Annotated in this window: 8 protein-coding genes; 5 read left to right on the forward strand and 3 right to left on the reverse strand. The window is 71.7% G+C overall.

Annotated elements, in window-relative coordinates; all coding sequences use genetic code 11:
- Positions 1-17: 17 nt before the first annotated feature.
- From ACWA7K_RS12090 to ACWA7K_RS12100, 3 genes are all read right to left on the reverse strand, one after another.
- Positions 18-1037, reverse strand: coding sequence for a Bug family tripartite tricarboxylate transporter substrate binding protein (locus tag ACWA7K_RS12090; RefSeq protein ID WP_456161655.1), 1020 nt, complete (start codon positions 1035-1037; stop codon positions 18-20).
- A 66-nt stretch (positions 1038-1103) separates the two neighbouring features.
- Positions 1104-2420 (reverse strand): glycerate kinase type-2 family protein, encoded by a 1317-nt coding sequence (locus tag ACWA7K_RS12095; RefSeq protein ID WP_456161656.1) that lies wholly within the window; start codon positions 2418-2420, stop codon positions 1104-1106.
- Positions 2421-2446: 26 nt separating this feature from the next.
- Positions 2447-3523, reverse strand: a complete 1077-nt coding sequence (locus ACWA7K_RS12100) for a tartrate dehydrogenase (RefSeq protein WP_456161657.1) — start codon at positions 3521-3523, stop codon at positions 2447-2449.
- Positions 3524-3655: 132 nt separating this feature from the next.
- Between ACWA7K_RS12100 and ACWA7K_RS12105 the strand changes: the two genes are divergently transcribed.
- The 5 genes from ACWA7K_RS12105 (at position 3656) to ACWA7K_RS12125 (ending at position 11704) form a co-directional block, all read left to right on the forward strand.
- A complete protein-coding gene (locus ACWA7K_RS12105) occupies positions 3656-4579 on the forward strand; it encodes a LysR substrate-binding domain-containing protein (protein WP_456161658.1) in 924 nt (307 codons plus the stop codon).
- Positions 4580-4666: 87 nt separating this feature from the next.
- A complete protein-coding gene (locus ACWA7K_RS12110; protein ID WP_456161659.1) occupies positions 4667-6547 on the forward strand; it encodes a diguanylate cyclase domain-containing protein in 1881 nt (626 codons plus the stop codon).
- 157 nt (positions 6548-6704) lie between these two features.
- Positions 6705-9266, forward strand: coding sequence for a hypothetical protein (locus ACWA7K_RS12115; protein ID WP_456161660.1), 2562 nt, complete (start codon positions 6705-6707; stop codon positions 9264-9266).
- Between the two features lie 10 nt (positions 9267-9276).
- Complete coding sequence (locus ACWA7K_RS12120; protein ID WP_456161661.1) at positions 9277-11262, forward strand: GMC family oxidoreductase; 1986 nt, start codon at positions 9277-9279, stop codon at positions 11260-11262.
- A gap of 10 nt (positions 11263-11272) precedes the next feature.
- Positions 11273-11704 (forward strand): hypothetical protein, encoded by a 432-nt coding sequence (locus ACWA7K_RS12125; protein WP_456161662.1) that lies wholly within the window; start codon positions 11273-11275, stop codon positions 11702-11704.
- Positions 11705-11708: the final 4 nt, after the last annotated feature.

The following is an 11708-nucleotide window of genomic DNA, read 5'->3' on the forward strand; positions in this document are numbered from 1 at the left end:
CGGTCAGGCGGCGACGCTCACTCGATCACCACCTTCGCATCCTTCACCAGCCTGGCGAACTTCTCGGTCTCGGCCTTGATCTGCTGGGCCATCTGCTCGCTGCTGTTGCCGATCGGCTCGGCGCCGATCTCGTCCATGCGCTTGCGGAAGTCGGCCGACTGGATGATCTTCACCATCTCGGCGTTGAGCCGCGCGACGATGTCGCGGGGCGTCGCCGCCGGTGCCAGCACGCCGAACCAGGTGCCGATGTTGAAGCCCTTGAGGCCGGCCTCGTCGAGCGTCGGCACGTCGGGCAGGGCGGCCGAACGCCTGGCCGTCGTCACCGCCAGCGCCCGCAGCTTGCCGCTGCGGATGTGCGGCAGGACCGGCGTGATGGTGTCGAACGACATCGTGATCTGGCCGCCCAGCAGGTCGGTCGCCAGCGGGCCGCTGCCCTTGTAGGGCACGTGGACCAGGTCGGTGCCAGTGAGGTTCTCGAACTGCGTGCCGATCAGGTGCTGCGCCGTGCCGTTGCCGTTGGACCCGTAGGTCGACCCGCCCGGCCGGGCCTTGGCCAGCGCGACCAGTTCGGCCACGTTCTTCGCCGGTGTCGCGGCATTGACCACCAGCACGTTGGGCACCAGGGCGACCGTGGTGATCGGCGCGAAGTCCTTCTGGAAGTCGTAGGCCAGCTTGCGGTAGACCGCCGGGGCGATGGTGTGGTGGACCGCGCCCATCAGCAGCGTATGGCCGTCGGCCCGGGCCTTGGCGACGTAATCGGCGCCCAGCGTCGAGCCGGCACCCGGCTTGTTCTCGACGATCACCGGCTGGCCCAGGCTCTGCTGCAGCTTCTCGCCCAGCGCACGCGCCAGCACGTCGGTGGTGCCGCCGGCCGGGAACGGCACGATCAGCGTGACGGGCTTGTTCGGCCAGTCCTGCGCCCGGGCACTGCCGGCCGCCAGGCCGATCGCCACGGGCGCGGCAACGGTCCAGGCCAGGGCCTGCAGCAGGCGGCGGCGGTGCGGGTGCCAGGCAGGTGCGGGGCGGGTGTCGTTCATGTCGGTCTCCAGTGGGTGTTCTCTGTGGCGGGATCGGCCTGGGGTCAGGGAGGGGTCAGGCAGGTATCAGGGAGCGAGAGGCCGACCGTCGATGACGATGGCCCGGAAGTCGTTGACGTTGGTGCGGGTCGGCCCGGTCACGACGGCATCGCCCAGGGCCTCGAAGAAGCCGTGGCCGTCGTGTGCATCGAGCCGTTCGCGTGGCCGCAGGCCCAGCGCACGGGCGCGGGCCAGCGTGTCAGGCGCCAGCAGCGCGCCGGCGATGTCGTCCTGGCCGTCGACGCCGTCGGTGTCGCCGGCCAGCGCGTGGATGCCGGGCTCGCCGTCCAGCGCCAGTCCGAGCGCCAGCAGGAACTCGACGTTGCGCCCGCCCCGGCCCGTGCCGGATCGCTCGCCGCGCAGCGTGACCGTCGTCTCGCCGCCCGACAGCAGCACGCACGGCGGCCGGAACGGCTGGCCGCGACGGGCCACCTGGCGGGCGATGCCGGCCAGCGTGGTGGCGACGTCGCGGGACTCGCCCTCGATCGTGTCGCCCAGGATGTGGGCCTCGTAGCCGGCCGCGCGGGCCACGGCGGCGGCGGCTTCGAGCGCCTGCTGCGGCGTGGCGATGAAGCGCGTCTCGATCGCCGGCAGGCGCGGGTCGCCCGGCTTGACCGACTCGCCTGCGCCGCTGGCCAGCGTCTGCCGCACGGCGTCGGGCACGTCGATCGCATGGCGCGCCAGGATCGCCAGCGCATCGGCGCAGGTGCTGGCGTCCGGCACGGTCGGGCCGGAGGCGATGTCGACCGGGTCGTCGCCCGGCACGTCCGACAGCAGCAGGTTGACGACCCGCGCGGGGTGGCAGGCCAGCGCCAGCCGCCCGCCCTGGATCGCCGACACATGCCGGCGCACGGTGTTCATCTCGCCGATGCCGGCCCCGCTGGCCAGCAACGCGCGGTGCAGCGCCTGCAGGTCGGCCAGGCTCAGGCCCGGCAGCGGCAAGGGCAGCAGCGACGAGCCGCCGCCCGACATCAGGCACAGCACGAGGTCATCGGCGCGCAGGCCCTGCACGAGGCCGAACAGCCGCCGCGCGGCGGTCTCGCCGGCGGCATCGGGCACCGGATGGGCCGCCTCGACGACCTCGATGCGCTCGCAGGCCTCGGCATGGCCGTAGCGGGTCACGACCAGGCCCGTCAACGGCCCCGGCCAGTGCTGCTCGACCGCCCGGGCCATCGCGGCGGCGGCCTTGCCGGCGCCGATCACCGTCAGGCGGCGGCCGGCTACATCGACCGGACCGCCCGGTGGCAGCGGCAGGTGCGCCGGCAGGCACTGCGACGGCTGCGCGGCGGCAATGGCCGCATCGAACAGCGCGCGCAGCAGCTGGCGTGGATCGGGTCGTGTCACGCGGGGCTCCGGCTGGCTCGGCGGCTTCAGCGGGTGTTGCCGGCCAGTTCCTGGCAGACCGCCTGCGTGACCTGCGCGGTGGTGGCGCGCCCGCCCAGGTCGCCGGTGTGCAGCGCCGGGTTGGCGGTGACCCGCTCGATCGCCGCCATCAGGGCTTGCGCGGCCTCGGCCTCGCCCAGGTGTTCGAGCAGCATCACGCAGCTCCAGAACGTGCCGATCGGGTTGGCCAGGCCCTTGCCCATGATGTCGAAGGCAGAGCCGTGGATCGGCTCGAACATCGATGGATAACGGCGTTCCGGGTCGATGTTGCCGGTCGGCGCGATGCCCAGGCTGCCGGCCAGCGCGGCGGCCAGGTCGCTGAGGATGTCGGCGTGCAGGTTGGTCGCCACCAGCGTGTCCAGCGAGGCCGGGCGGTTGACCATGCGGGCGGTGCAGGCGTCGACGATCTCCTTGTCCCAGCGCACGTCCGGGAACTCCTGCGAGACCTGCTGCGCGATCTCGTCCCACATCACCATCGCATGACGCTGGGCGTTGCTCTTGGTGACCACCGTCAGCAGCTTGCGCGGCCGGCCCTGCGCCAGCTTGAACGCGAAGCGCATGACCCGCTCGACGCCGGCGCGGGTCATCATCGTCACGTCGGTCGCGGCCTCGATCGGATGGCCCTGGTGGACCCGGCCGCCGACGCCGGAGTACTCGCCTTCCGAGTTCTCGCGCACGATGACCCAGTTCAGGTCCTCCGGCCGGCAGCGCTTCAGCGGCGCGTCGATGCCCGGCAGGATGCGGGTCGGGCGCACGTTGGCGTACTGGTCGAAGCCCTGGCAGATCTTCAGGCGCAGGCCCCACAGCGTGATGTGGTCGGGGATGGCCGGATCGCCGGCCGAACCGAACAGGATCGCGTCCTTGCCGCGCAGCGCCTCCAGGCCGTCGGCCGGCATCATCACGCCGTGACGGCGGTAGTGGTCGCCACCCCAGTCGAAGTCCTCGAACACGAAGCGGAAGCGCTCGCTCGATGCCGCCAGCGCCTCGAGCACCTGGCGCCCGGCCGGCACGACCTCCTGGCCGATGCCGTCACCGGGAATCGTCGCGATCGAATACGTCTTCATGGGCACTCTCCGTCAGTCGTTGCAGGGTTGGGAATGAGCGGACTGTAGGAAGCGGACCGGCCGACGGATCGGCGATAAAGTGAATCCATCGTTTACCTGGATTCAACAATCCGCCGACCCGAAAGCGCCGCCATGACGACCCGCATTCAACCGGCCGACCTGGGCTTCTTCTCGGCGCTGGCGAGTGCCGGCAGCCTGAGCGCCGCCGCCCGCGAGCTGGGCATCACCACGCCGGCGGTCAGCAAGCACCTGGCGCTGATGGAGGCGCGGGTCGGCGTGCCGCTGGTCAACCGCACGACCCGGCGCATGAGCCTGACGCCCGAGGGCGAGCTCTACCTCGAACACGCGCGCCGCATCCTCGGCCAGATCGACGACATGGAGGCCCTGCTGGGCGTCTCCAAGGCCACGCCCAAGGGACTGCTGCGCGTCAACGCGACGCTGGGATTCGGCCGCAGCCACATCGCGCCGCTGATCTCGCGCTTCGTGCGCCAGCACCCGCAGGTCGAGGTGCAGCTGCAGCTGTCGGTCAACCCGCCGCCGCTGACCGACGACACCTTCGACGTCTGCATCCGCTTCGGCGCGCCGCCGGATGCACGGGTCCTCGCCAAGTACCTCGCGCCGAACCGGCGCCTGCTGTGCGCCGCGCCGGCCTACCTGGCCCGCCACGGCACGCCGCGCGTGCCCAACGACCTGACGCGCCACGCCTGCATCGGCATCCGGCAGGGCGAGGAGGCCTATGGCGTCTGGCGCCTGACCAGCGGGCGCGGCCGCCACGCCACGACCGAGGCCGTCAAGACGCGCGGCAGCCTGTCGACCAACGACGGCGAGATCGCGGTCAACTGGGCACTCGACGGCCACGGCATCCTGATGCGGGCCGAATGGGACATCGAACGCCACCTGCGCAGCGGCCGGCTGGTGCAGGTGCTGCCGCAGTGCCACACGCCCGACGCCGACATCCACGCGGTCTACCCGCAGCGCCACCAGCTGGCCGCGCGGGTGCGGGCCTTCGTCGACTTCGTCGCCGCCGCATTCCAGAAACGGACCGCGCCGCCGTGATCGTTTGCACGTGCACATGCCACGCACCCCCATTCAGGCTTTCCTGATCCATATCAGCTTTCACCGCATCACGACGAACATGTCGTGATGAACATGACGAACCTCGTCGCCGCGATGTCGCTGCGGGCCAAGCTGGCCACGTTGAACGCGGCCGTCGCCGCCGCGCTGCTGCTGCTGGCGATGCTGGCGTGGCGAAGTTCTTCTCACCAGGACGAGGCCCAGGCCCGGCAGGTCCGGCTGGCCGAGGCGCTGCACCTGAACAAGCAGGCCGACATGGTCCACGACGCGCTGCGCTCGGACGTGCTGGCCTCGCTGCTGGTCGGGCAGGTGCCGCAGCTGGCTCAGGACGACGTGCTGCGCCATGTCGCCGAAGACGCCCGCGAGCTGGAGGACGCGCTCGACCGGCTGTCGACCTTCGACGAGCTGCCGCCCGCGCTGGTCGCCCGGGTGCGCCAGAACCGCAGCGCCGCACGTGCCTATGGCCAGTCGGCGCTGGAACTGGCCCGCCATGCCGTCGACCACCGCGACGCCGCGCTGCTGGCGCTGCCCGCCTTCGACGAGCAGTTCCGCCACCTCGTCGGCGAACTGGATCAGCAGGGCGAGCAGCTCGCCGACTCGCTGCGCCAGGCCCAGGCCCTGGCCGCCCAGGAGGCCACCACCGCGCGCCAGTCGCTGGTCTGGACCTGCGTGGTCACGATCGCCGTGGCCAGCGCCATCGTCGCGCTGATGACGCTGGCGATCCGGCGCCGCCTGGGCGAGCTGTGCAGCGTCGCCCAGGCCATTGCCGACGGTGACCTGACGCGGCGCGCCAGCACCGGCCGGTCCGACGAGCTGGGCGCCCTCGGCGCGGCGGTCGACCGCATGGCCGGCAGCCTCAACGCGATGATCGACGACATGCGCCGCGAGGCCCGCCTGGCCGCCTTCGGCCAGCGCCTGAGCGACGCGCTGGACATGGCCGACCGCGAGCACCAGGTCTGCACCGTGGCGTCGCGCGCGATGGCCGAGGTCTCGGCCACGCACCCGATGGAGCTGCTGATCTCGGACTCCAGCCGGGCCCAGATGGAACGGGCGGCCGAACACCCGAGCGGCGGCGCGCCGGGCTGCTCGGTGCGTTCGCCCTACGACTGCGTCGCGGTGCGGCGCGGCACCGCCGTCACCTTCGACAGCAGCACCGACCTGCACGCCTGCGAACAGCTGCGCGGTCGTCCGTGCGGGCCGACCTCGGCGGTCTGCGTGCCGATCAGCTTCATGGGCCGGGCGATGGGCGTGCTGCACGCGACCGGCACGGTCGAGCAGCCGCTCAGCCCCGCCCAGGCGCAGCAGGTCGCCGTGCTGGGCGGCCAGCTGGGCATGCGCATCGGCACGGTACGGGCCTTCGAGCGGACCCAGCTGCAGGCCTCGACCGACACGCTGACGGGCCTGCCGAACCGCCGCACCACCGAACAGCGGCTGCGCGCGCTGGCCGCCAGCGGCAAGCCCTACGCGGTCGTGATGTGCGACCTGGACCACTTCAAGCTGCTCAACGACCGCCACGGCCACGCCACCGGCGACGCCGCGCTGCGGGTCTTCGCCGACGTGCTGCGCAGCACGATGGGCGAGGCCGACCTGGCCGGCCGCTGGGGCGGCGAGGAGTTCACGCTGCTGCTGGCCTTTGCCGACGCGGGAGCCGCCGCGCGGGTCGTCGAGAACATCCGCGAGCAACTCGCGATCGCCCTGCGCACCGGCCACGTGCCGGCCTTCAGCGCCAGCTTCGGCATCGCCGACGCCAGCATGTCCAGCCTGCCCGAGGACCTCGTTCACCTGGCCGACGTGGCGCTGTACAAGGCCAAGGCGGCCGGCCGTGACCGCGCCAGCATCGCCGACGCCACCATGCTGGCCGAGCTGGGCACCTTCATGCGCCGGGTCGATCCGCCGGCCGAGCCCGACACCGTCGCGCATCCGGGCGCGGCCGTGGCCGAAACCTGGTGAGGTCGGCTGAGTGCGGGTCAGGCCATCCTCACGATCGATGACGTCCCGGACCGAACTGGCAAAACCGCACGAAACGCGAACCCTGGCGCCGACTTGAGCATTTGCGGCCCGGATCGGGCAGGCGCATGCTTGGGCCGCCTCGCTTCCAGGAGTCGCCATGCCCAGCCGTGCCCTGCCCCTCCGGTCCACCCGCGCTGCCGCTGCACTCGTCCGTCTGGCGTGCATCGGCGCCCTCGCGCTGAGCGCCTGCTCGGACGGCCCGAAGCCCGGCGAGGTGCTGGACGAGGCCCGGCTGGCCGGCCGCAGCGGCGCGTCGTTCACGCATGCGCCGGAGCCCTATTTCCGCGCGATGGACAACGGCGTCGCGCTGACCCCGCAGGAAGAGGCCGGCCGCAACATGTGGCTGGTCTGGAGCGGCGGCAACGACCGCTTCTGGGAGCAGATGACGCGCTACACCTACGGCGCCTTCGACCTGCTGAAGGTCATCAGCTCGCACCCCAGCCTGGGCTATGGCCGGACCAACCGCTGGTCCTACCTGGGCCTCGTCAACGAACCCTGCTTCGAGCCGGCCAGCGCGCCCGATCCGGCCCGCCGCGGCCTGTGGCTGGACCAGCGCCGCCAGGACTGCGCGCCCGATCCGTTCGCCGATGAAGCGAAGTACCCGGGCGTCAAGATCGGCTCGCGCGGCCAGCCGCTGGGCGATGGCAGCGTGCAGCCGGTCGGCTCCTACTACGGCGAGCCGACCGGGATCATGGGCCTGCGGCTGTTCCCGAACCCGGCCTTCGACGCCAAGGCGGCCAAGGAATGGGACGCCGAGCGCTACTACACCGACCCGGCCTACTACAACCGCCAGGACCTCGTGCGGCCCTACCGCGTGGGCATGTCCTGCGGCTTCTGCCATGTCGGCCCGAGCCCGATCCACCCGCCAGCCGACCCCAATCATCCGGAGTTCGCCGACCTGAGTTCCTCGGTCGGCGCGCAGTACATGTGGGTCGACCGGCTGTTCATCCACAACGCCGGCAAGCCCGAGGGCCAGGCCAACTTCATGTACCAGCTGGCCCACACCTACCGGCCCGGCGCGATGGACACCTCGCTGGTCTCGACCGACAGCATCAACAACCCGCGCACGATGAACGCGGTCTACGACTTCGCCTCGCGGCTGGCGGTCGGCAAGCGGCTCTGGCACGAGCAGCTGGCCGGTGGCGAGCTGGACAACCGCCAGTTCAACGACCTGTTCCCGAGCGGCCCGCTGAGCGAGTTCTACGACAAGGACAAGGCCATTGCCCGGACGCCGCACGTGCTCAAGGACGGCGCCGATTCGGTCGGCCTGCTCGGCGCGCTGAACCGCGTCTACCTGAACATCGGCCTGTTCAGCGAGGAATGGCTGCTGCACTTCAACCCGGTGCTGGGCGGCAAGACGATCACGCCGATCCGCATCGCCGACGCGCAGAAGAACTCGTCGTACTGGCAGGCCACCGAGGCCGGCACGCCGGCCACCGCGCTGTTCTTCCTGAAGGCCGCGCAACCCGATCGCCTGAAGGACGCGCCCGGCGGCGCCGCGCTGGCCAAGGCCGACGACGCGACGCTGTCCCGCGGCCAGCAGGTCTTCGCCGACACCTGCGCGCGCTGCCATTCCAGCAAGGCCCCGACACCACCAGCCGAGCTGGCACTGGAGCCGCGCGCCTGCGCCGGGGCGGGCTACCTGGCCTGTTTCCAGCGCTACTGGAAGTGGACCCAGACCGACGACTTCAAGCAGCAGATGCGCCAGATCGTCCGGGCACCCGACTTCCTCAGCGGCAACTACCTGTCGACCGAGGCGCGCATCCCCGTCACGCTGCTGCGCACCAATGCCTGCAGCCCGCTGGCGACCAATGCGCTGGGCGGCAACATCTGGGACAACTTCTCGTCGCACGACTACAAGGCGCTGCCCTCGGTCGGCACGATCACCGTGCAGGACCCGTACACCGGCGAGGCCAGCCCCTACGAGATGCCGGCCGGCGGACGTGGCTACACGCGGGTGCCGTCGCTGATCAGCGTCTGGTCGACCGCGCCGCTGCTGGTCAACAACAGCCTCGGGCCGTTCGACACCGACCCGTCGGTGACCGCCCGGCTGAAGGTCTTCGACGCCTCGATCGAGCAGCTGCTGTGGCCCGAGAAGCGCGAGCGCGACACGCTGCTGGGCGACCGGGTGCCCGGCACGATCGACCGCACGACCCAGCGCAGCCAGATCACGATCCCGTTCGGCTACCTGCCCGAATCGCTGCAACCCTGGCAGGACCGCGCCCGCCACTGGCTGCATGCGCATCTGCCGCAATGGGTCGACGAGACCGGCGGCCTGACGCTCGGGCCGATCCCGGGCGGCGTGCCGGTCAACCTGCTGGCCAACCTGAAGCTGCGGTCGGAGAGCAGCGATCCGGCCGTCATCGCCGCCCACGCGAAGGACGCCGCCGAGCTGGTCATCAAGCTCAAGCTCGACCTGCTGGGCGCACCGCGCGGGGCCGACGATGCCGAGCTGACGCGCCGCATGGCCAACCTCAAGAAGCCGCTGCTGGCGCTGAGCAAGTGCCCCGACTTCGTCGTCAACCGCGGCCACTACTTCGGCACCGCCGAGTTCAACCGCACCGAGGGCCTGAGCGCCGAGGAACGTGCGTGGGGCACCGAGCCGGTGCTGGACGACGCCGACAAGCGCGCGCTGATCGCCTTCCTGAAGACGCTGTGAACGCCGCACCGTGACCGCCACGTTGACCTCCACGCTGACCTCCACCTGGCTGTCCTCGCTGGACACGCGCAGCCCCGGTGCGGGCCAGGAACGCGCCCACGAGAAGGACTGGGACTACGTGGTCGTCGGCTCCGGCGCCGGGGGCGGCACGCTGGCGGCCCGGCTGGTCGAGGGCGGCCAGCGCGTCTTCCTGATCGAGGCCGGCCTGGACCCGGGCCTGTCGCGCGCCGCGCAGGCCGATCCGCGCCTGCCCGACGACTACCTGGTGCCCGGCTTCCATGCCCATGCCAGCGAGAACCCGGCGATGCGCTGGGACTTCCACGTCCGTCACCACGACGATCCGGCGCAGCAGGCGCGCGACCCGAAGTTCGATGCCACGCGCGACGGCGTGCTCTACCCGCGCGCCGCCGCGCTGGGCGGCTGCACGGCGCACAACGCGATGATCTTCATGCTGCCGCACGACTCGGACTGGGACCACATCGCCGAGCTGACCGGCGACACCAGCTGGCGCGCCCGCGCGATGCGCCGCCACGCACGCGCGCTGGAGGCCTGCCACCACCGGCCGGCCTGGCGCTGGCTGCGGCACCTGGGCATCGACCCGACCGGCCACGGCTGGAGCGGCTGGCTGCGCACCGAACGCGCGGTGCCGCTGCAGGCGCTGGGTGATCCGGGCATGGTCGCGCTGGTCGCGAAGACCGCACGCGTGATGCTGGCCGGCTGGCGGGATCCGCTGGCCGCGCTGAGCCATGCGCTGTGGGGTGCCGGTGACCCGAACGCGCGCGGGCCGCGCCTGGGCCGTCGCAGCTTCGAGGGCCTGTGCTACACGCCGCTGTCCACCAACGGCCACCGCCGCACCGGCACGCGCGAGCGGCTGCTGCAGGTCGCCAAGGCCCATCCCGGCCGCCTGCACATCGAGACCGATGCGCTGGCCACGCGGCTGCTGTTCGACGACGAGGGCGCGGCCTGCGGCGTCGAGTACCTGAAGGGCCGCCACCTCTACCGCGCCCATGCCCGGCCCAGCGGCGAGGCCGGCGAATGCCGTCAGGTGCTGGCGCGCCGCGAGGTCGTGCTGTGCGGCGGCGCCTTCAACACGCCGCAGCTGCTGATGCTGTCGGGCATCGGCCCGGCCGAGGAACTGCGCAGCCACGGCATCACCGTGCGCCACGACCTGCCCGGCGTCGGCCGCAACCTGCAGGACCGCTACGAGATCGCCGTCACGCACCGCATGCGCGAGCCCTGGCAGGTGCTGGACGGCTCGCGTTTCCAGCGCGGCGACATCCCCTGGCAGCAATGGCGCTCGCGCCGGTCCAGCCTCTACGACGGCAGCGGCGCGGCACTGGCGGTGATCCGCCGATCGGACCGCCACGAGCCCGAGCCCGACCTGTTCTGCATGGCCCTGCCGACGCTGTTCGAGGGCTACGCGGCCGGCTACTCGCGCCTGATCGAGGCCCACCAGGACCGCCTGACCTGGGCTGTCCTGAAGGCCCACACGCGCAACCGCGCCGGCCGGGTCCGGCTGCGCTCGGCCGACCCGCTGGAGCCGCCGCAGATCGACTTCGGCTATTTCGATGCCGGTGACGACCCGAAGGGCGAGGACCTGCGCGCGCTGGTCGACGCGATCCGCTTCGTGCGCCGGCTGACCGGGCCGCTGCGCGACAGCGGCGTCATCGCCGAGGAGACCTCGCCTGGCCCGGACGTCGAATCCGACGAGGACCTGGCCCGCCATGTGCGCGACACCGCCTGGGGCCACCACGCGTCCTGCACCTGCCCGATCGGCGAACGCGCCGCCGGGGGCGTGCTCGACAGCGCGTTCCGTGTCCACGGCGTGCCCCGGCTGCGGGTGGTGGACGCCTCGGTGTTCCCGCGCATCCCCGGCTTCTTCATCGTCGCGGCCGTCTACATGGTCGGCGAGAAGGCCGCCGAGACCCTGCTGAAACACGGCGCACCGGCCCGCGTGCCGACGCCATCCCCGGCGCCCCTGGCGTCGCAATCCTGAGGAGCAGGCCATGAGCCTCGACGTCACCCAGTTGCTGGCGATGAGCCAGAAGGAACTCGACGACCTCTTCCTGGCCTCGCCGGCCGGCGAGATCCCGAATGGCCAGGCCAAGGGCACGGCCATCATCGCGCCGGGCACCCGCTACACCGAGACGATCGCCCAGCTGATCAACCACTTCGGCTGGCAAGGCAAGGTGTTCGACGCGGCCAAGGGCGTGCTCAAGAACAGCATCCTGGTCTTCCACGTCGAGGCCATCCTGGCGCGGGTCTACAAGGGCGACAGCTGGATGGACGGCAAGGAATGCATCGTGCTGGACTACTCGGAGACCTCGATCGTGGCGCACTACATCCGCGACGAGATCCGCCAGATCGGGCCGGGCTTCTACCTCGGCAAGGTCTACTGGGGCCGCGACCGGCTGATCGACTTCGCGCTGCAGTTCTGACGCG

It is taken from the genome of Leptothrix mechoopdaensis (SeqCode), assembly GCF_053893855.1.

Bases quoted from the DNA above. Each gene is read 5' to 3' on its own strand.
- ACWA7K_RS12090 (WP_456161655.1), bottom strand. From the start codon at position 1,037: ATGAACGACACCCGCCCCGCACCTGCCTGGCACCCGCACCGCCGCCGC.
- ACWA7K_RS12100 (WP_456161657.1), bottom strand. From the start codon at position 3,523: ATGAAGACGTATTCGATCGCGACGATTCCCGGTGACGGCATCGGCCAG.
- ACWA7K_RS12105 (WP_456161658.1), top strand. From the start codon at position 3,656: ATGACGACCCGCATTCAACCGGCCGACCTGGGCTTCTTCTCGGCGCTG.
- ACWA7K_RS12110 (WP_456161659.1), top strand. From the start codon at position 4,667: ATGAACATGACGAACCTCGTCGCCGCGATGTCGCTGCGGGCCAAGCTG.
- ACWA7K_RS12115 (WP_456161660.1), top strand. From the start codon at position 6,705: ATGCCCAGCCGTGCCCTGCCCCTCCGGTCCACCCGCGCTGCCGCTGCA.
- ACWA7K_RS12125 (WP_456161662.1), top strand. From the start codon at position 11,273: ATGAGCCTCGACGTCACCCAGTTGCTGGCGATGAGCCAGAAGGAACTC.